The 20,439-nt window shown below is 60.7% G+C and carries 17 protein-coding genes; 5 read left to right on the top strand and 12 right to left on the bottom strand.

The genetic code is table 11. The annotated features are described in order from the left end of the window. Window positions 1-417: 417 nt before the first annotated feature. Complete coding sequence (locus ACX0MV_RS08370; RefSeq protein ID WP_458982036.1) at window positions 418-732, bottom strand: transcriptional regulator; 315 nt, start codon at window positions 730-732, stop codon at window positions 418-420. A gap of 186 nt (window positions 733-918) precedes the next feature. Between ACX0MV_RS08370 and ACX0MV_RS08365 the strand changes: the two genes are divergently transcribed. Further along, window positions 919-1,311, top strand: coding sequence for a hypothetical protein (locus ACX0MV_RS08365; protein WP_458982035.1), 393 nt, complete (start codon window positions 919-921; stop codon window positions 1,309-1,311). Window positions 1,312-1,363: 52 nt separating this feature from the next. Here ACX0MV_RS08365 and alaC read toward each other — a convergent pair whose 3' ends face one another. From alaC to acnB, 6 genes are all read right to left on the bottom strand, one after another. Continuing rightward, window positions 1,364-2,605: an alanine transaminase gene (gene alaC / locus ACX0MV_RS08360; protein WP_458982034.1), complete on the bottom strand. Its 1,242-nt coding sequence runs from the start codon at window positions 2,603-2,605 to the stop codon at window positions 1,364-1,366. A 116-nt stretch (window positions 2,606-2,721) separates the two neighbouring features. Further along, window positions 2,722-4,086: a pyridoxal phosphate-dependent decarboxylase family protein gene (locus ACX0MV_RS08355; protein ID WP_458982033.1), complete on the bottom strand. Its 1,365-nt coding sequence runs from the start codon at window positions 4,084-4,086 to the stop codon at window positions 2,722-2,724. Between the two features lie 194 nt (window positions 4,087-4,280). Beyond that, window positions 4,281-5,381: a polysaccharide lyase family 7 protein gene (locus tag ACX0MV_RS08350; RefSeq protein ID WP_458982032.1), complete on the bottom strand. Its 1,101-nt coding sequence runs from the start codon at window positions 5,379-5,381 to the stop codon at window positions 4,281-4,283. A 317-nt stretch (window positions 5,382-5,698) separates the two neighbouring features. Continuing rightward, window positions 5,699-6,277, bottom strand: a complete 579-nt coding sequence (locus ACX0MV_RS08345; protein ID WP_458982031.1) for an ANTAR domain-containing response regulator — start codon at window positions 6,275-6,277, stop codon at window positions 5,699-5,701. A gap of 18 nt (window positions 6,278-6,295) precedes the next feature. Next, window positions 6,296-7,480 (bottom strand): CmpA/NrtA family ABC transporter substrate-binding protein, encoded by a 1,185-nt coding sequence (locus ACX0MV_RS08340; RefSeq protein WP_458982030.1) that lies wholly within the window; start codon window positions 7,478-7,480, stop codon window positions 6,296-6,298. A gap of 433 nt (window positions 7,481-7,913) precedes the next feature. Then, window positions 7,914-10,523 carry a bifunctional aconitate hydratase 2/2-methylisocitrate dehydratase gene (gene acnB, locus ACX0MV_RS08335; protein ID WP_458982342.1) on the bottom strand — a complete coding sequence of 870 codons (2,610 nt, stop codon included), beginning with the start codon at window positions 10,521-10,523 and terminating at the stop codon, window positions 7,914-7,916. 484 nt (window positions 10,524-11,007) lie between these two features. Between acnB and ACX0MV_RS08330 the strand changes: the two genes are divergently transcribed. Beyond that, window positions 11,008-11,484: a DUF1289 domain-containing protein gene (locus ACX0MV_RS08330; protein WP_458982029.1), complete on the top strand. Its 477-nt coding sequence runs from the start codon at window positions 11,008-11,010 to the stop codon at window positions 11,482-11,484. Window positions 11,485-11,522: 38 nt separating this feature from the next. On the opposite strand, the gene ACX0MV_RS08325 is transcribed toward ACX0MV_RS08330, so the two are convergent. Then, on the bottom strand, window positions 11,523-12,386 hold the full coding sequence (locus tag ACX0MV_RS08325; RefSeq protein ID WP_458982028.1) for a universal stress protein: 864 nt from the start codon (window positions 12,384-12,386) through the stop codon (window positions 11,523-11,525). Window positions 12,387-12,644: 258 nt separating this feature from the next. On the opposite strand from ACX0MV_RS08325, the gene ACX0MV_RS08320 reads away from it, so the two are divergent. After that, window positions 12,645-13,253 carry a MiaE family protein gene (locus ACX0MV_RS08320; protein ID WP_458982027.1) on the top strand — a complete coding sequence of 203 codons (609 nt, stop codon included), beginning with the start codon at window positions 12,645-12,647 and terminating at the stop codon, window positions 13,251-13,253. A 50-nt stretch (window positions 13,254-13,303) separates the two neighbouring features. Here ACX0MV_RS08320 and ACX0MV_RS08315 read toward each other — a convergent pair whose 3' ends face one another. The 3 genes from ACX0MV_RS08315 to ACX0MV_RS08305 form a co-directional block, all read right to left on the bottom strand. Next, window positions 13,304-14,638 (bottom strand): SPFH domain-containing protein, encoded by a 1,335-nt coding sequence (locus tag ACX0MV_RS08315; protein WP_458982026.1) that lies wholly within the window; start codon window positions 14,636-14,638, stop codon window positions 13,304-13,306. A gap of 99 nt (window positions 14,639-14,737) precedes the next feature. After that, on the bottom strand, window positions 14,738-15,463 hold the full coding sequence (lpxH, locus tag ACX0MV_RS08310) for a UDP-2,3-diacylglucosamine diphosphatase (RefSeq protein ID WP_458982025.1): 726 nt from the start codon (window positions 15,461-15,463) through the stop codon (window positions 14,738-14,740). Next, window positions 15,460-15,954 (bottom strand): peptidylprolyl isomerase, encoded by a 495-nt coding sequence (locus ACX0MV_RS08305; protein WP_458982024.1) that lies wholly within the window; start codon window positions 15,952-15,954, stop codon window positions 15,460-15,462. The genes lpxH and ACX0MV_RS08305 overlap by 4 nt, the downstream gene beginning before the upstream one ends. A gap of 233 nt (window positions 15,955-16,187) precedes the next feature. Between ACX0MV_RS08305 and ACX0MV_RS08300 the strand changes: the two genes are divergently transcribed. Beyond that, window positions 16,188-17,852, top strand: a complete 1,665-nt coding sequence (locus ACX0MV_RS08300; RefSeq protein ID WP_458982023.1) for a glutamine--tRNA ligase/YqeY domain fusion protein — start codon at window positions 16,188-16,190, stop codon at window positions 17,850-17,852. Between the two features lie 111 nt (window positions 17,853-17,963). Beyond that, window positions 17,964-19,337 carry a cysteine--tRNA ligase gene (cysS, locus tag ACX0MV_RS08295; protein WP_458982022.1) on the top strand — a complete coding sequence of 458 codons (1,374 nt, stop codon included), beginning with the start codon at window positions 17,964-17,966 and terminating at the stop codon, window positions 19,335-19,337. An 89-nt stretch (window positions 19,338-19,426) separates the two neighbouring features. Here the strand turns inward: cysS and ACX0MV_RS08290 are convergent, their stop codons facing one another. Further along, window positions 19,427-20,284, bottom strand: a complete 858-nt coding sequence (locus ACX0MV_RS08290) for a polysaccharide deacetylase family protein (RefSeq protein WP_458982021.1) — start codon at window positions 20,282-20,284, stop codon at window positions 19,427-19,429. Window positions 20,285-20,439 lie beyond the last annotated feature (155 nt).

Below are 20,439 nucleotides of genomic sequence, written 5' to 3'. Positions count from 1 at the left end.
TTCGCCGTATGGCACGGCTGAAATAAAAAACGGCGCACGCCAGAGCCACCTTTGCAGGAGGTCTGACGGACGCCGTTGTCCGTGATCCGCGGCTCACCGCCGTTGGTGGGCTGCGCAGGAATCTTGATCAGGTGATTGCAAGGGCCTTGCCATTTTTCTGTGGCAACAGCGCCGCGGCTGGTTTTCCACACTGCCAATGAACGCGCCACGAGCGCGGCAGCAGAGGAATATCCAGCTGGATCAGCGGGTTAACGGGATAGCGACGCGGGCATTGATCGCGGCGAGGCGTGCATGGTGATCGGCCCTGTCACGCGCAATGGCTCTATTGCTGAGCCATTGCTGTGCACCCTTGGCGCTGGCTGTGCGCTTTTGGGTCGAGGTGATAGCGCAGACGAACTGCGACGGGCGAAGGGGTGATCAGTACGCCGGCCTTGCCTGGGCTTCCTCGACGAAGTCCTTGAGCCAGCGCAGTACCTGAACCGCATCCCAGCGCGTTGGATCGAACATGGCGTATGCCAGCCCCTGATAGCCGACCACATCCAGCTGCTTGTGATAACCGGCACGCTGTAACAGCGCCTCTATCTCGGCAAAGCAGGTATTGAAATGAACCCGCGAGAAGGGCGTCTTGGCTTCGGTGACTATGCCTTCCAGGTACAGCTCTTCGACGGTAACGCGGACCTTTTCCACGGACATGCGGTTCACCGAGTGTTTCAACTGCAGTACGTCCAGCATCGTCTATCCCCTTTTTTCCGGTGTGGATCAACGGCCGCGCCAATCGGTGCGGCCAGTGAATTGGCATGGGATAAGGGTAATCGAAAAACACTGTACAAATAAACAGTATTCGATAATAGTATCGCCATTGGCCTTTTCCAAAGCTTTCGAATCACGTTTGCTTTTGCGCATACAGGAGCGATACCAATGCAACAGATACTGATGACAGTTGTGCTAGTGGCGTTGCTGAGTGGCTGCAGTCAACCGGCAATCGAACAACCGAAAGCCAATGGCACCTTTCTGGTAATCGAAAACAGCCAGGCGTGGGCGGTACTGGTGTCCGACGGCAAGCGCGTCGAGGAGCGGGGCACGGTGGTCGATGTGATCAAATTGGCCAGCGAGCATTCGGCCATAGCCGCAAGCTACGTGATTGAAACCCCCAATTGTGGCCGGGTGCAGTGGCTGACCGAGCGAGTGGATGCTGCCGATGGGGCAACCACGTTGATGTCGCTGCATAACAATCAGCACCTTGACGATGCGGGTTGCGTGATCGGCGATGGCCTCAGCCAGGTATGGACGGTGCTGGATTATTCGGGCTGAGTCATTAGCGCTTACCGACGCGGTGGCGCCGCGTCGGTAACTGTTGGGCCTGTCAGTCGTCGCTTGCCTTGCGCGGCTTGCTCGGTGCGGGCGCTTTGACCAAACCGTCAGCGCGGAACATGGTCTTGATCCCGCGGAGTGCCTGACGGATGCGGTCCTGGTTTTCGATCAATGCAAAGCGTACGTGGTCGTCGCCATAGTCACCGAAACCAATACCGGGGGACACGCAGACCTTGGCCTCCAGCAGCAGCTTCTTGGCGAATTCCAGCGAGCCGAGTTGGGCATAGTGCTCGGGAATCTTCGCCCAGACATACATCGAGGCTTTGGGGTTTTCGACCATCCAGCCCAGCTCGTGCAGGCCCTTGACCAGCAGATTGCGGCGCTGGCGGTATTGCTCGGCGATATCGCGCACGCATTGCTGGTCCCCTTCGAGCGCGGCAATTGCCGCCACCTGCAGCGGGGTGAAGGTGCCGTAATCGTGGTAGCTCTTGATCCGCGCCAGGGCGCTGACCAGCTCCTTGTTGCCGACCATGAAGCCGATGCGCCAGCCGGCCATGTTGTAGCTCTTCGACAGGGTGAAGAACTCCACGGCAATGTCCTTGGCGCCCGGTACCTGCATGATCGACGGGGCTTTCCAGCCGTCGTAGACGATGTCGGCGTAGGCCAGGTCGTGAATCACCAGCACGTCGTATTGCTTGGCCAGCGCTACCACACGCTCGAAGAAGTCCAGCTCCACGCACTGCGCAGTGGGGTTTGAGGGGAAACCGAGAATCATCATCTTCGGCTTAGGGATCGACTCGCGAATCGCCCGCTCCAGCTCGGCGAAGAAGTCGACGCCAGGAATCAGCGGCACCGAACGCACCTGAGCGCCGGCGATCACCGCGCCATAGATATGAATCGGGTAGCTGGGGTTGGGCACCAGCACGGTGTCGCCATGGTCAAGGGTCGCCAGCATCAGGTGCGCCAGGCCTTCCTTGGAACCGATGGTGACGATGGCTTCGCTTTCCGGGTCGATCTCGACCTCGTAGCGGTCCTTGTACCAGCGCGAAATGGCGCGGCGCAGACGCGGGATGCCGCGGGAGGTGGAATAGCCGTGGGTGTCTTCGCGCTGGGCGACTTGCACCAGCTTCTCGACGATATGCGGCGGCGTGGCGCCATCCGGGTTGCCCATGCTGAAGTCGATGATGTCTTCGCCGCGGCGTCGCGCGGCCATCTTCAGTTCGGCGGTGATGTTGAACACATAGGGGGGGAGTCGATCGATGCGCGCAAAGCGGCGCGAAGCTTGGTCAGCCATGCTTTCCTCGGATACGTAAGCGCCCGGAACCGTCCGAGCGACGTTGGCCACTGCGGTGGCCAGCGGCGAAGATAAGCCCAGCGCGAGGGGCTTGTCGAGAGCGGCGCGCCGGGTTTTTAACGGGTTGTTTGGCGCTTCAGTTCGATCAGCAGCTCGATCAGGCGCTCGATATCGGCGTCCGTCGTACGCCAGGACGAAATGCTCAGGCGAAACGCCGGCCGATCCTGCCAGACTGTAGGGCCGAACCACACCTGACCGGAGTTCTGCGCGGCGAGGCGGATCGCCAGAGTTTGTTCATCGCTGTCGGCACGTACCAGCACCTGGTTCAGCACTGCGCGGTTGAGTACCTGAAAACCCGCTTCACGCAGCCGTGCCGCGAGATGGCCGGCCTGGCGGATATGCCGGTCGATCATCTCGCGTAAGCCGTCGCGACCCAGGGTAGATAACGCGGCCCAGATAGGAATCCCGCGGGCGCGGCGGGAAAATTCCAGGTTGAGGTTCTTCTGCGCGTCCCTGGACGCGGTGGCGTAAACCGCATCACTGTTCATCGCTCCGGCCAGCGCGGTGGCATCCCGGCAAATGGCCATGGCGCCATCGTAAGGCGTGTTCAGCCACTTGTGCCCGTCGGTGGTCCAGCTGTCCGCCAACTCGACGCCTGCGGCCAGGTGCGCGGAGGAGGAAGCGCGGGCCCACAAACCGAAGGCCCCGTCGATATGCACCCAGGCGTCAGCGGCCTTGGCCTGCGGGATCAGCTCGGCAAAAGGGTCGAATTCACCAGTGTTCACCTCGCCGGCCTGCAGGCAGAGGATGCACATGTCGTCCAGCTCAGGCAGTTGCCTAGGGTCGACTCGTCCCTGTGGATCGGTAGGGGCAACGATCAGCTGCTTCGTACCGAAACCGAGAATGCGTAAAGCCTTCTTCACGGTGATATGGCAGGTTGCGGAGATCACCACCCGTACTAGCGGTGCGCCTGCCAGACCATCTTCATCAAAGTTCCAGCCCTTACGCGCCAGCAGTGCGCGCCGTGCCGCACTGAGGCAGGCGAGGGTACAGGCGGTTGCACTGGTGCCAAAGCCGACCGCACTGTTAGGCGGCAAACCCAGCAGTTCCTTGACCCAGCGCCCGGCAATTCGCTCCAGTTTGTCCGCGACCGGCGAGTTGTCAAACGAGGACGCGCATTGATCCCAGGCCAATACCATGCGTTCTGCGGCTGCGGCGGCGGGCAGGGTCGCACCGATGACAAAGCCAAAGTAGCGCGGTCCATTGGATGCCACTGTTGCGGGCGAGCCGATTTCATCCAGGCGCCGCAGTACCTCATGTGCTGCCACGCCTTGCTCGGGCACGGGCCCGTTGAAGGCGTCCAGCCGGGCGATGGCCTCTTGGCTGGGAAACACTGGCCGTGTGGCAATGCCGTCGAAATAACTCAGTGCGCGGCGGTCTGCTTCGGCTAGCAGCCCGCGTTCATCGGTGGCTGTACTCATCCTGTTCTCCTTTCGCTGGGGATGGACGAGTTCAGTCTAATCAGCTCGATGACGGCGCAGCAGATACACCCTGCCAGCCAGACGCCCGTACAGCGCCGCGCTAGGCAGAGATTGAAGAGGAACAGTGGAACTACGAGCAGTACAGCCGCGACCTGAGTCGCCCTGCCCGCAGTCTGATCGGAAGAACGCTTCTGTTAAGGCGAGACGACTATGGAGAATTTCTTCGAGTAGGTGCTGCCGTTGGCATCAGTCACCCGAACCATGAAGTCATTGGGGCGATTGGTCCCCGCGCTGGCGTGCGGTATACCGCTGATGGTGCCGTTGCGCTCGAGCATCAGCCCCTTTGGCGGGAAGCCGCTGACCAGCGACCAGGTGCCGCCGCCGGTGCCGCCGCGAAATTGCAGCTGGGTGGTATAGGCGCTGCCAACTTTTGCCTTAGGCAAGGCGGCATTGCTGGAAATCTGCAGGCCATTTTCCGGATGGCTGGTGGCCAGACGGTAAAACTTCACCAGGGCGCCTTCGGTGCTGCTGGTGCCGTAGGTGTGCAGGTAGGAGCCGGCTTTGAAGTAGAAGGTTTCGGTATCCCACGACGGGTCCATGACCATGGTTGCGGGCGTGCCGTTGTTCACCGAGACCGATGCCACCGCCAGGCTGCCGCTCTCGCGCTCAACGCGGATCTGGTAGGTAAACGCCTGACCCAGCTTGATGCCGCTTGCGACCTGATGCTGCCAGAACGGCGGGCCCTGAATCGGCGTACCTTGCAGCTTGGCCATGACCACCCCGGTCTGGGTCTTCGCGTTGTACTTGTAATACACCAGCACCAACGGCGCTGAGCCATGACCGTGGACCTGACCGACGATCACGGTGCCATCCTTGCTCGGCACCTGCATCACGCGAAGCTGCGCATCAAGCAGCGCAGTGCCGTTGCTGTCCCAGTTCACATGGTTGCTGGACGGGTCGATCATTTCGCGCAGTTCCGAACGCGGATGCTTGGAACCGCCGCTGGTCGCGCCATTGAGGGGAGCCCACATGGTCATCGCGCCGTCCGTGTCGGTATAGAGCGATGGCGGGTTGGTGTAACCGTTTGGCCCGCTCAGGGCGGAAGGCAGAATGGTCAGCGGTTTGCCCGTTACGCCGTTATTGGCATCCACCGGAATGGTGATGTTCCAGTTTTCCAAGGCGAAGTTGCCGCCGGGCGGCAGGTCGGGATTCAGTTCGGCAAGAACATGGCCGCTAAACAGGCCGATCAAGGCCGATGGCAGCAGTAAGCTGCGGGTAGCTGCATTTTTAAGCATCACGGGGTCATCCTGATTCGGATAGCTGAAAGGTTGGAGCAGCTCTTATCGCGACCTTGCGATGTTGTGTCGGGTCACTGCTTGCGGTTGCCGATGCTAGACACATCGGCGAGCTACCAGCACAGTGACCCACGTGTGTCGGAAAGGTTCGCAGGCGGGCAAATAAACTTGCGCGCGTTGGCTTATCGGCAGCGCTTGCCATCGGCCAGGCAGCGCTGACGCGCAGAGAGGTAAGCGTTTGACTGACAGGGGCCGATTCTACTTAGCCGCGGATTCGCTCAGGACGACGTTGCACGCGCCGTGTTGTCATCCGCGACTCAACTGCCGAGCATGTCGTGCATCGCGATGATCTGCTCGGCCACCTGCACCAGCTTCTGCTGGCGGCCCATGGCCTGGCGGCGCATCAAGGTATAGGCCTCTTCCTCGTTGCAGCTCTTCATTTTCATCAGCAAGCCCTTGGCCAGTTCGACGCGCTTGCGTTCGGCCAACTGAGCATCACGCGCCTGCAGTTGTGCGCGCAGGGCCTGGTCGCTTTCAAAACGGGCCATGGCCACATCAAGAATCGGCTGCAGGCGCTGGGCGTGGATGCCTTCGACAATGTAGGCGCTTACGCCCGACTGAATGGCCTGACGCATCACTCCCGGGTCATGTTCATCGGTGAACATGACGATGGGGCGCGGCTGATCGCGGGTCACCAGCACCACCTGTTCCATCACATCGCGGCTGGGTGATTCGGTGTCGATCAGGATGACATCGGGACGCACGGCTTCCACCCGCTCGGGCAGATCGATGGTCAGCCCCGATTCATCGATAACCTCGAAGCCGGCTTCAGTCAGCGCAGCTTTCAGTCGGCCGACCTTCTTCGGGGTGTCGTTGATTAACAGGATACGCAGCATGACGGTGGCTCCTGTCGGTCAAAGGGCAACAGCGGAGCTGTCGACCAGGGCATCAATGGCAAAGCTGTGGGCATAACCGATGGGATCGCTGCCATCCCAGATTTTTCCATCGATCAATTGGCTGCTGCGCATTGCATCGGGTACCTGAATGCCGATTGCTTCTGCGGCCTGGGCATACAGCTCCAGTTGCTGAACCTGATTGGCGAGCCCTAGGTAGTCGGGGTCATCGCGCAGCAGGCCCCAGCGCCGGAACTGAGTCATGAACCAGATTCCGTCCGACAGGTACGGCATGTTCACCGCCCCCTCACCATGAAAGCGTAGCGGGTGAGCATCCTGCCAGGCGTAGCCGAGGCCGTCCTGATAGTGACCGAGAAAGCGCGGTTGTATGGCACTCAAGGGGGCGTCGAGGTATGCCTGGCCGCTGAGCAGGCGTGCGGTGCTGAGCTTGTTTTCCTCGTTCTGATCGATGAAGCGACTGGCTTCAAGCACCGCCATGATCAAGGCCCGTGCGCTGTTGGGGTTGCGCTCGACAAAAGCATGGGTGCAGCCGAGCACTTTTTCCGGATGATCCGGCCAGATCGACTGGCTGGTGGCGAGGGTGTAGCCTTGTTGTTCTTCCACGGCATGCGCGGCCCAGGGCTCGCCGACACAGAACCCATCGATACGCCGCGCCTTGAGGTGGGCGAGCATCTGTGGCGGTGGCACCACCACGCTTTCCACGTCATTCAAAGGGTGGATACCTTGGGCGGCAAGCCAGTAATACAGCCACATGGCATGGGTTCCGGTGGGAAACGTCTGGGCGAAGATCAATTTCGCACCGCTGTGGTGCGCGCGAATCTTCAGTGCGTCGCGACTGGTCACGCCGGCGAATTTGAGGCCCTGGGACAGGTTGATGCTCTGGCCGTTCTGATTGAGCCCCATCAGGATCGCCATGTCCGTGGCCGGTGCGCCACCAAGCCCCAATTGCACACCGTAGATCATTCCGTAAAGGCTGTGCGCCGCATCCAGCTCGCCGCTGAGCAGCTTGTCGCGCAGGGTAGCCCATGAGGCCTGGCGTTGCAGGTTGAGGGTCAGCCCGTATTTCTCGGCAAACCCCTGGGTGGCGGCAACGATTACCGACGCGGCGTCGGTCAGGGCGATGAAGCCGATATTCAGCACGCGCTTTTCCGGTGCGTCGCTGCGCCTGATGTCGTGCTCGCTCATGGTGCTTTTTCCTTGGTCCACGCAAAAAAGGTGCGGTGCCAATGGCTGATCTAGTCAGCGATTGGGGCGTCACCCGTCGTCTATCAAGTCGTGTTGCCGTTGGGAAGACTTGTCTGGCTATGGCACAGCAAGGCGTATGCCATTTGCCTGGATAGCGCTGATGCGCCTGAATAGAAAAAACTATATCGCCGTACTCTGTAGTGTGCAGGCGTCAGCGCTGAAGTGTGGATAGAGATGATTTGTAGGATGACGCGGGGCCGCCTGGGCCGCGCGCATGAGGAATTCGCAGCCTGCACTGGTGCTGACGGCGTACCTACCCATTGCAGCCATAGCAAGCAGGAGCAAATGCTACATGGGCAAAATAGCGTGAAAAGAAAAAGCCCCGCACAAGGCGGGGCTTCTCTTTACAGGTGCAGCGCGACGCGTTGTTTCGTCAGGCTTGAACGACCGGGATATTGGCGTTCGCAGCAGCTTCACGGAACTCGGCGATCTGGTCGAAGCTCAGGTAGCGGTAGACATCAGCCGCCATGGTGTCGATTTCCTTCGCGTAGACCATGTATTCCTCAACGGTCGGCAGGCGACCCAGGATCGAGGCAACCGCAGCCAACTCGGCCGAAGCCAGGTAAACGTTGGCGCCATCGCCCAGACGGTTGGGGAAGTTACGGGTCGAAGTCGAAACCACGGTGGAGTTCGCCTCAACGCGTGCCTGGTTACCCATGCACAGCGAGCAGCCCGGCATTTCCATGCGCGCGCCGGCTTTGCCGTAGATGCCGTAATAGCCTTCTTCGGTCAGCTGATGCTGGTCCATCTTGGTCGGCGGCGACAGCCACAGACGCGTCGGCAGGGTGCCTTTGACCTTGTCCAGCAACTTACCGGCAGCGCGGAAGTGACCGATGTTGGTCATGCAGGAGCCGATAAACACTTCGTCGATCTTCTCGCCCTGAACGGAGGACAGCAGACGGGCATCGTCCGGGTCGTTCGGTGCACAGAGAACCGGCTCATTGATGTCGGCCAGGTCGATTTCGATGACTTCGGCGTACTCGGCGTCCTTGTCGGCTTCCATCAGCTTCGGATCGGCTAACCAGGCTTCCATCGCTTGGGCGCGACGTTCCATGGTACGGGCATCGCCGTAGCCTTCGCTGATCATCCAGCGCAGCAGGGTGATGTTCGAACGCAGGTATTCGGCGATGGCCTTTTCCGGCAGCTTGATGGTGCAACCAGCAGCGGAACGCTCGGCGGAGGCGTCGGACAGCTCGAAAGCCTGCTCAACGGTCAGCTCGTCCAGACCTTCGATCTCGAGGATGCGGCCGGAGAAGATGTTCTTCTTGCCTTTCTTCTCGACGGTCAGCAGGCCTTTCTGGATGGCCACGTAAGGGATGGCATGGACCAGGTCACGCAGGGTGATGCCCGGTTGCAGTTTGCCCTTGAAGCGCACCAGTACCGACTCCGGCATGTCCAGCGGCATAACGCCGGTAGCAGCGGCGAAGGCAACCAGGCCGGAACCGGCCGGGAAGGAGATGCCGATTGGGAAGCGGGTGTGCGAATCGCCACCGGTGCCGACGGTATCCGGCAGCAGCATGCGGTTCAGCCAGCTGTGGATGATGCCGTCGCCAGGACGCAGGGACACGCCGCCACGGGTGCGGATGAAATCCGGCAGGGTATGGTGGGTGGTGACGTCGATTGGCTTCGGATAAGCCGCGGTGTGGCAGAACGACTGCATCACCAGGTCAGCGGAGAAGCCCAGGCAAGCCAGGTCTTTCAGCTCGTCACGGGTCATCGGACCAGTGGTGTCCTGGGAACCGACGGTGGTCATCTTCGGTTCGCAGTAGGTGCCAGGACGCACGCCTTTGCCTTCCGGCAGGCCGCACGCCTTGCCAACCATCTTCTGCGCCAGGGTGAAACCCTTGGTGCTGGTAGCAGGTGGCTCGGGCAGCTTGAACAGGTCGGTTGGGCCCAGGCCCAGTTCGGCACGGGCTTTCTCGGTCAGACCGCGACCGATGATCAGCGGGATACGGCCGCCAGCGCGGACTTCGTCGAGCAGTACCGGGGTCTTCATTTCGAAGGTGGCCAGTACTTCGTCGGTGCCGTGCTTGCAGACTTTGCCAGCATGCGGGTACAGGTCGATCACATCGCCCATGTGCATGTTGGAAACGTCGAATTCGATCGGCAGAGCGCCGGCATCTTCCATGGTGTTGTAGAAGATCGGCGCGATCTTGCTGCCGAAGCAGAAGCCGCCAGCGCGCTTGTTTGGCACGTATGGAATGTCGTCGCCGAAGAACCACAGCACCGAGTTGGTGGCGGATTTACGCGAGGAGCCGGTACCGACTACGTCACCGACGTAGGCGATCGGGAAACCTTCGCTGCGCATGGTTTCGATCTGCTTCATCGGGCCGATGGCGCCTTGCACGTCAGGCACGATGCCTTCACGGGCCATTTTCAGCATGGCCAGAGCGTGCAACGGGATATCCGGGCGCGACCAGGCATCCGGAGCAGGGGACAGGTCGTCGGTGTTGGTTTCGCCGGTGACCTTGAATACGCGCAGGCTGATCTTGTCGGCCAGGGTCGGGCGGTTCTTGAACCACTCGCCGTCAGCCCAGGACTGCAGCACGCCTTTGGCGTGAACGTTGCCGTTCTTGGCTTTTTGCGCGACGTCGTGGAAGGCGTCAAACATCAGCAGGGTGTGCTTCAGTTGCTCGGCAGTCACGGCAGCCAGTTGCTCGTCATCGAGCAGCTCAACCAGGGTGGCGATGTTGTAACCGCCTTGCATGGTACCGAGCAGTTCGACAGCGCGCTGACGGCTGATCAGCGGGGAAGTGGCTTCGCCTTTGGCAACGGCAGACAGGAAACCCGCCTTGACGTAAGCGGCTTCGTCCACGCCTGGTGGCACGCGGTTGGTGATCAGGTCGACCAGGAATGCTTCTTCGCCTGCAGGCGGGTTTTTCAGCAGCTCGATCAGGCCTGCGGTTTGTTCGGCGTTCAGCGGCTGGGGCACGATACCCTGAGCGGCACGCTCTGCTACATGGTTGCGATAGGCTTCAAGCACAGTTATTACCCTCATCAGTGGTCCCAAAGGGTTGTCCGGGACGCGATCCAGAAAACCCTGAACCAAGCGCTTCGTGGCTTTATGAGCCGCTCAGCCGAGGTTTCAGGGATTTCTTGCAGAAGCTGCTTTCAAAGTTTTACGCCGGCATGACGGGCGATGAGACGTGGCGCGGACGCTTGAAAAGAGCACTCAAGGTCGGCGCCATACCATCTACCTGCCGGATCAACTGTGCTCGTGACGCTTTGAAAACAGCTTCCAACGGACATTGGCGCCTATAAAAGGCGGGCCGATTCTACTGGAAAGCTTTGACAAAGTTAAGCTAAAGCCCCCGGTTCTCCGGCTTAGACAAAGGGTTAACCCGTAGCTCGCAGCGCTTCTGTGGAACAGGTTGCGACCTGTCTCGGGCGGCTCTGCTCTGGCTCGCCCCCGCGTTTCGGTGCCTGTTAAGATGCCTGCCTGTCAGCCAGGTACACGTTTCATCGCCATGTCCAACCAACGCATCAAAACACCCTGTGTAGGCCTTTGCTCCACTGTTTACGGGGATCTGGTCTGCCGTGGCTGCAAGCGTTTTCACCACGAGGTGATCAACTGGAACAGCTACAACGACGACGAGAAGCATGCCGTCTGGCTGCGTCTCGAAGTGTTGCTTGTGCAGGTGATGGCGGCGAAGTTGCAGGTGTTCGATGCTGAACGACTGCGCAGCCAGCTGGAGCAACGGCAGATTCGTTTCGTGCCCCAGCAGTCGCCTTATTGCTGGGCGTATCAGCTGATTGCCCGGGGTGCGCGGGTCATCAGTCAGTTGGAAGCGTACGGGATGGTGCTGCTGCCGGAGTTTCGCAACTGGGGCCTGCCGGAGTTGCGCGACGCCATTGATCGCGAATTCTTTCTGCTGTCAGAAGCGCACTACGAACGCTATATCGCGCCGAGATTCTTGCGGGAGGGCCTGGAAGTACGGGTTTGAAGGAGCCAGCTGGCAGCCGGCTCCCGTAGGTCGAAATCTCAGCGCTGGGCCACCAGTTCCTCCAGGTGGGCCATGATTTCGTCCGGTTTCAGCACCAGCACGTCACTTTCCAGCGTATCGAGCACCACTTCGGCGGTATTGCCGATCAGCGCGCCGGAGATGCCCGTGCGGGCTACGGTGCCGATCACTGTCACCGCCGCGCCCAGTTGCTGGGCTGTTATTGGAATCAGCGCATCGGCCGGGCCTTCGGCGATATGCAGATGCTCGTCGGGTATCTCATATTCGGCCTGAAACGCACGGCATTGCTCGCGATAACGCGCTTCAATGGTTTCTCTTAGCTGGAAAGTGGGGTCGGCCGCGGAGAGCATCGGTGATGGATGCGCCGCGATCACGTGCAGGTTTGCACTGGCCAGTGCGGCAATATCGAATCCGTGGCTGATGATGCTGGCGTGCAACGTGCGGTGTTCACCGTCGGCGTTGCCCACATCGACGGCCGCCAGGATGGTGCCGCCAGTCCACGACTTGTCGGTCTTCACCATCAGCACCGGGCTCGGGCAGTAGCGCAGCAGTTTCCAGTCATCCGGCGTCAGCAGCGCCCGCTTCAGCGGGTTATCCGGCAGGTGCTGCTTGACCACCAGTCCACAGCCTTCGGCCTGGAGCTCGCGAATGATGGTGGTGTGCACGTTCTCGTTCCAGGCTTGCTGACCGCTGACGCTGTAGCCTTCGAGGCTGAGCGCGGCGCGTTGGTCATTCAGATAGGCGCTGTGGTCGTGTTTGCGTTCGCACACCAACAGATGCAGATGCGATCGGGTGACGCCGGCGATCAATTTGGCGCGTCTCAACGCTAGGTCATCCGCCAGGTGCGGCTGCATTACCACCAAGATGCTGCGTATTGCCTGCATGGTCGTCTCCTTATCCCTGATTAGAATGGCGCTGCAATCACTATAGATCGCTCTACGGTTTACGATTCCCGTTCCGGTTCAAGCGGCACTGGTTGTTGCTGTGGCCATTCGTATAATGGCCGGCCCGCGCCTATGCGCTACCTCTGTGAGCCAGCCTGTGTCACCTGAATACCGCCGTTCGCCCGCTTTCTCCTCTGACGCCAAGTCCGCTCGCTTGTTGCAACAGTGTCAGCGCTGCTTAGGTGCAGAGGTGCGGGCATGAATTTTCCCGATATCCATGGGTTTCTCGGTTGCCGTACACCAGACGGCTGGATCCGCGCGGCGCTGGCTGATCAGGAAACCCTGCTGATCGATCACAAGAACTGCGAATTCAAGGCCGCCAGCACCGCGCTCAGTCTGATGGCGAAATACAGCACTTACGTCGACCTACTCAACGCGATGTCGCGGCTGGCGCGTGAAGAGCTGGTGCACCACGAACAGGTGCTGCGCATCATGAAGCGGCGCAAGATCGGCCTGCGTCCTGTGTCAGCAGCGCGCTATGCCTCGGGATTGCGCAAGATCGTGCGCACCCATGAGCCGCACAAGCTGGTCGATACCCTGGTGATAGGCGCGTTTATCGAAGCGCGCAGCTGCGAGCGCTTCGAGGCGCTGGTGCCGCATTTGGATGATGAGCTGGGCAAGTTCTACTTCGGCTTGCTGAAAAGCGAGGCGCGGCATTTTCAGAACTACCTGAAACTGGCCTATCAGTATGGCGACGAACAGGATGTCGATCAGGCAATTGAACGGGTGCGGGTGATCGAGCGGGAGCTGATCGAGTCAGCGGATACGGAATTTCGCTTCCACAGCGGCGTGCCCATCAGCCTGTGACCGCACCAAAAAAAGCGCCCTAGGGCGCTTTTTTTGCGGCTGGCTGGCGCTTATTGCTGAACTTTCAGATCCAGCGACAGATCGCGTGCAGCCTTGGTGGCGAGCACGCCCATCAGTTGGCCGATTTCGTCCTGACGGCTGCTGCCGCCGTTCACGCCACCAGCCATCATTACGCTGGGCACTGGCGCTTGCGCTGCGGCTTCAGCCCAGACCTTGTTGATTTCGATCAGGGCGTCCAGCTTGGGTTGCAGGGCGCCGTCCGCCTTGATCACGGCTTCGCGGGCATGCGCCTCGGCATCAGCGGTAATCTTGGTCGCTTCGGCGGTAATGGCCGCCTTGTCGCGCAACAGCTCTGCAGTCTGCTTTTCGATCTCGGCGCGGCCTTTCTCGCGTTCGGCGTTGATGCGTGCCAGCTGCTTCTCGGTTTCGGCCTGAGTGGTGCGTTCGATCTGATCGCGCAGGGTTTCCTGGCGGCGGGCTTCCACTTCCTTCTCACCGCGGGCGGTGACCAGCAGTTTTTCTTCCTCTTCCTTCAGGCGGTTCTGCCGCGCTACGGCCAGCTCGGCCAGCGCTTGCTGAACCTTGACCATGCGCTGCTTGTACTGCGGGTTGGGGTCCACGTTGGTGATGCGCGCCTCGACCACTTCGACGCCGTACTTACGGAATTGCTGCTGCTTGCGTACCGGGATGCCCTTGCTGTCCATCACCTTCTCGGTAACGAACTGGCTGGCGTTGCTGTCGCCAAAGGTGCCTTGTTCGGTGCCGGCCTGGAGGATCGCCGTCTGACTTGGTTGATGACCGCGCGGGCCGCGAATTTCCTTGCGCTTGATCAGATAGAGGCCGTCGTTGAGCTGGTTTTCGAACTCGGCGGCGAACTCGCTGCGCGCGCCGGCATAGAAGTCGTCGGCACTCATCAGCGAGGCGGTGGCCTGCAGGGTTTCCTTGATTGCGGGAACCAGAGCGGTCTTGATGAAATTTTCCGGGTTGCGGTACTCCTGGGCGATGGTCAGAAACTGTTCGCCGGCGGGCAGGCGGAAGCGCGCGGAAGACTCGACCTTGGCGTCGACGTTGCCGAGAAACACGATCGGAAAGGCTTCGATGGTCGCGCCGAGCGAGTCGTTGTCGCTGCTTTCGTCGACTGCCAGGGCTTCGGTCAGCACCGATTGCACGCTCAGGGCTTTTTTCCAGGCAGTGGCGCGGCCGAACCATTTGGTCGCATAGCCCACGTCGTCCACTACCTTTTCCTCGCCGAAGATGGTTCGCACGTGGGTGGCGAAGCCCGCTTCGTTATAGAAGAACACGCTGTTGAACGTCACAAAACCGAGGCCCAGCAGAGCGGCAGGACCGATGACGTATTTGAAGAGGTTTTCCTTGCTGAATAGCATGTTCGTTCCCTGATGGCATTTTGAAGGCGCAGATGCTGATGATCGGCGGCAATTCAGTCAAGAGGAGGCTGCGGGGTGCTGTGTGCGCACCGTCAACTTTCAGGGAGAAAACGCAAAGCAACCCAGCCTGAAGCCCGCTTCATCCTTCTCCAACGCCCAGCCCTGTTGGTCCCAGTCGCCAAGCACGATGCGCTGCGCGGGTTGACCATCGATCTGCAACTGATGGGTGGCGGGGCGGTGAGTGTGGCCATGGATCAGCGTGCGAACGCCATGGGCGGCCATGACGCTGACGACTTCATCAGGGGAGACATCGACAATGTCACTGGCTTTCATGCGGGTCTGGCTACGGCTTTCATTGCGCAGCTTGCGCGCCAGCTTTTGCCGAGTGTGCAGGGGCAGGTTGCGCAGAATGAACAACGACAGCGGGTTGCGCAGCCAGCGGCGCATCTTGATGTAGGACAGGTCCTGGGTGCACAGGCTGTCGCCGTGCATCAGCAGCACTTTTTCCCCACTCAGCTCGACCACGCTGGGGTCGCTGAGCAGCGTGCAGCCGGCTTCCCGGCAAAAGGTCTTGCCAAGCATGAAATCGCGGTTGCCGTGCATCAGGTAAACCCGCGTACCGCTGTCGCTCAGCTGGCGCAGGGCGCGGGCAATGCTGCGTTGGAACGGGCTGATGGCATCATCGCCGATCCAGACTTCAAAGAAATCGCCGAGGATATACAGCGCCTCGGCGTGGGGTGCGCGGTCTTGCAGAAAATGCAGAAACGCCCGGCTGATGTCCGGGCGCTCCTCTTCAAGATGCAGATCGGAGATCAGCAGTATCACTCAACGATCTCGGCGCGCTCGATGATCACGTCATCGACAGGCACGTCCTGGTGGCCGGACTTCATGGTGGTGGCTACGCCTTTGATCTTTTCGACCACATCCATGCCTTCGACGACTTCACCGAATACTGCGTAGCCCCAGCCCTGAACGGTAGGGGCGCTGTGGTTGAGGAAGCTGTTGTCGGCAACGTTGATGAAGAACTGCGCGGAGGCCGAATGCGGCTCCATGGTGCGGGCCATGGCGACGGTGCCAACGGTGTTGGCCACACCATTGTTGGCTTCGTTCTTGATGGGTGCACGGGTGGCTTTCTGCTTCATGCCTGGCTCGAAACCGCCGCCCTGGATCATGAAGTTGCTGATTACCCGGTGGAAAACCGTGTTGTCGTAATGCCCGGCCTTTACGTATTCCTTGAAGTTGGCCACGGTTTCCGGGGCTTTGTCTTCGAACAGGTTCAGGGTGATGACGCCGTGGTTGGTGTGCAGCTTGATCATGTAAGTAATCGCTCTGTCTGAGAATCCGGCTGTTCAATGGCAACGCTGCGCAGTGGTGATGCGCGGTAGCATCGAACGGGCTCGTGGGCCTGTCAGGGGGTTGACAGCTTCGGCTATGATAAGCGCTTTGCATAAGACGGCCTACCCTGAGCGCCTGTCCTCATCTGCTGCGCGTCTAGCCCGCAGGCTTGTGAACAGGCGCTGAGCCGCGCCCCGTACTCGTTAAGGACCCCATGAGCAAGCCAGAAACTCCCGCCGCTTCGAACTTCCTTCGCCCCATCGTCCAGGCCGATCTGGATGCTGGCAAGCACGCCAAGGTCATTACCCGCTTTCCGCCGGAGCCCAATGGCTACCTGCACATCGGCCATGCCAAATCGATCTGCCTGAACTTCGGTCTGGCCAAAGAGTTTGGCGGCGAGTGCAACCTGCGCTTCGACGACACCAACCCGGCCAAGGAAGACCAGGAATACATCGACGCGATCAAGAGCGACGTGCAATGGCTGGGGTTTCAGTGGGCTGGCGAGGAGCGTTACGCGTCGAATTACTTCGATCAGTTGCATGACTGGGCCATTGAGCTGATCAAAGCCGGCAAGGCCTATGTCGACGACCTGTCGCCGGAGCAGGCCCGCGAATACCGCGGCACGCTCAATGAAGCGGGCAAGAACAGCCCGTTCCGCGAGCGTAGCGTTGAGGAGAACCTCGACCTGTTTGCCCGGATGAAGGCCGGCGACTTTCCTGATGGCGCCCGTTCGCTGCGGGCGAAGATCGACATGACTTCGCCGAACATGAACCTGCGCGACCCGATCCTTTACCGCATTCGTCATGCCCATCACCACCAGACGGGCGACAAGTGGTGCATCTACCCGAGCTACGACTTCACCCACGGTCAGTCGGATGCGCTCGAGGGCATCACCCATTCGATCTGCACCCTGGAATTCGAGGATCATCGTCCGCTGTACGAATGGTTCCTGAGCAATCTGCCGGTGCCGGCGCAACCGCGTCAGTACGAATTCGCTCGACTGAACTTGAACTACACCATCACCAGCAAGCGCAAGCTCAAGCAACTGGTGGACGAGAAGTACGTGCAGGGTTGGGACGACCCGCGCATGTCGACGCTAAGTGGCTATCGCCGTCGCGGCTATACGCCGGCTTCGATCCGCACCTTCTGCGACATGGTCGGCGTCAACCGCGCTGGCGGCGTGGTGGATATCGGCATGCTGGAGTTCGCCATCCGCGAGGACCTCGATGCCACCGCCGCGCGTGCGATGTGCGTGCTCAAACCCTTGAAGGTGGTGATCACCAACTATCCGGAAGGTCAGGTCGAAAACCTCGAGCTGCCGCGCCACCCCAAGCAGGACATGGGCGTGCGCGTACTGCCGTTCAGCCGCGAGATATTTATCGATGCCAGCGACTTCGAAGAAGTGCCGCCGGCTGGCTTCAAGCGCTTGATCCCCGGTGGCGAAGCGCGCCTGCGCGGCAGCTACGTGATCCGCGCCGACGAGGCGATCAAGGATGCCGATGGCAATATCATCGAACTGCGCTGCAGCTACGACGAAAACACCCTGGGCAAGAACCCCGAGGGTCGCAAGGTCAAGGGCGTGATCCACTGGGTGCCGGCGGCTGAAAGCGTCGAGTGCGAAGTGCGCTTGTACGACCGCCTGTTCCGCTCCGCCAATCCGGAGAAGGACGAAGAGGGCGGCAGCTTTCTCGACAACATCAACCCCGAATCGCTGGTGGTGCTCCAGGGTTGTCGTGTCGAACCCTCGCTGGCCCAGGCCGCGCCTGAAGAGCGCTTCCAGTTCGAGCGCGAAGGCTACTTCTGCGCCGATATCAAGGACAGCAAGCCGGGCGCGCCAGTATTCAACCGCACGGTGACGCTGCGTGACTCCTGGGCCTAGTTGCTTGCGTTAGAACGGCCTCGCTCAGTTCGCAAAGCCACTACCGCTGAGTCCAGTCGCACTGATTAGAACCGGGCCGGTACGCCGGCCGGTGGTTTCCAAGGAATCGTGATGCTCTCGATCTACAACACGCTGACCAAAAGCAAGGATGAACTCAAACCTCTGGTGGGTAACCAGGTGCGCATGTACGTCTGCGGCATGACGGTTTACGACTTCTGCCACATCGGTCATGCGCGGGTGATGGTGGCGTTTGACGTGGTCGCCCGCTGGCTGCGTCATCGCGGCTATGAACTGACTTACGTGCGCAATATCACCGACATCGACGACAAGATCATTCGCCGCGCCAACGACAACGGCGAGCCGTTCGAAGCGCTGGTCAAGCGCATGATTGCGGCCATGCACGAAGACGAGGCGCGCCTTAACGTGCTGCGTCCGGATCAGGAGCCGCGTGCCACCGAGCATATCGCGGGCATGCACCAGATGATTCAGACCCTGATCGACAAGGGCTTTGCCTACGCCCCCGGCAATGGCGACGTGTACTACCGCGTCGGCAAGTTCGTCGGCTACGGCAAGCTGTCGCGCAAGAAGATCGAAGACCTGAAGATCGGCGCGCGCATCGAGGTCGACGAAGCGAAGGAAGATCCGCTGGATTTCGTCCTGTGGAAGGGCGTCAAACCCGGCGAGCCGAGCTGGAGTTCGCCTTGGGGTGAAGGCCGGCCGGGCTGGCATATCGAGTGCTCGGTTATGTCCACGTGCTGCCTGGGCGAAACCTTCGACATCCATGGCGGCGGCCCGGACCTGGTGTTTCCGCACCACGAGAACGAGATCGCGCAGAGCGAGGCGGCCACCGGCAAGCTCTACGCCAATGCTTGGATGCATGCGGGCGCCGTTAGAGTGGATGGCGAGAAAATGTCCAAATCCCTGGGCAATTTCTTCACCATCCGTGAGGTGCTGGAAAAGTATCACCCGGAAGTGGTGCGCTACCTGCTGGTGGCCAGCCACTATCGCAGCGCCATCAACTATTCGGAAGACAGCCTGAAAGAGGCCAAGGGCGCGCTCGAGCGCTTCTACCATGCATTGCGCGGCCTGCCTGAGGCGGCTCCGTCCGGCGGCGAGGGCTTTGTCGCCCGTTTCAGCGCGGCCATGGATGATGACTTCAATTCGCCAGAAGCCTGCGCCGTGTTGTTCGAGATGGTGCGCGAGGTCAATCGCCTGCGCGACAGCGATCTGCCGGCCGCTGCCGGTCTGGCCGCTCGGCTGAAGGAGCTGGCTGGCCTGCTCGGCGTGCTGCAACTCGAGCCGGACGCCTTTCTCCAGGCAGGCAAGGTGGATGCTGCCGAGGTCGAAGCGCTGATCGCTGCGCGTCTTCAAGCGCGCACGGAGAAGAACTGGGGAGAGTCCGATCGTATTCGCGATCAGCTCACCGCGATGGGCGTGGTCCTGGAAGACGGCAAAGGCGGTACGACCTGGCGCCTGGCTGAATAAATCATCCACGCCAAAGAAAAAGGCCGCGATTGCGGCCTTTTTCTTTGCTCATCTGACAAGCAGCGCGGGATAACTGTGGCAGAGACCCTCTAGTTCCAGATCCAATCCCAAAGCCCCGGCAGCCGCGCATATTGCAGTGGATCAGCCAGGGTCCGTGTCAGCGCGGCGCGCTCAAGCACCACACGGTCGTCATAGAACGGCTTGGCCGCGGTGGCGAGACCGACGTCCTGAGTGACGTCCAGCAGAATCTGCAGGTACTCGTGCATATGCCGTGCGGTATAGGGGTTGAGGTCATGGAAGGTCACCACCACTGGAATGACGCCATCCACCTCTGGCAGCGCGCCGACCTTTATTTGCTCGGCGACCAGCGCCAGCTGATCGCGCAGGCTGCTGCGGCGGCGCAGGCTGCCATTGATGCCCCAGGTCTTGCCGTCATTGGCGCTCAGGTCGGTCAGCAGAACACGCAGGCCATGGGCGCGGTAGGCAGCGAAGGTGCGCTCGTCATAATTCCAGTACGGTGGCCTCACCAGGCGTGGTACATCGCCGCTGATGGTGCTGAGGTCGCTGATGCCATCGCGCAATGATTGCTCAAGTTCGGGCTCACTGAGAAAGCGGTGATTGGCGTGTCCGGCTGTCGCGGTGTGAAACCCGAGTAAATGGCCGTCGCGTTGTTGCCGCTGCAGCAAGGCCTGGCCCTGGGCGCTTCCGCCAGCACCCAGGGCACGTGTCTGGACGAAGAACAGCGCCTTGACTCCAGGCTGGATGGTGTTGTCCGCCAGGGCGTCGAGAATCTGCCGGGTGGGGTTCGTACCGAGGCTCGCACTTGGGCCGTCGTCGAAGCTCAGCAGGAATCGTATGGGGGCGCTATTCATCTGCTGAGTCGGGTGCAACGGGCCGGCGCAGGCGCCAACCAGCACGGCTAAGACAATCCAGCTCACAAACCGCATACCTTGGCGCGCGGAGACTCGCGAGGCGGTAGCTGGACAGTTCATGGGGAGTGGACTCACTGCGATTCAACCAACGTATTGCGGGGTGGCCGGCGCCAAGCTACTGCGGGCGATGACCAGGGCGGGCGAGTGTATGCGGATCGAGGGTAGGTGGG

The sequence above is a fragment of the Pseudomonas cistanchae genome, from assembly GCF_054483635.1.
The sequence above is the reverse complement of the archived record's forward strand: the minus strand, read 5'-3'. Positions and strand labels throughout refer to the sequence as shown.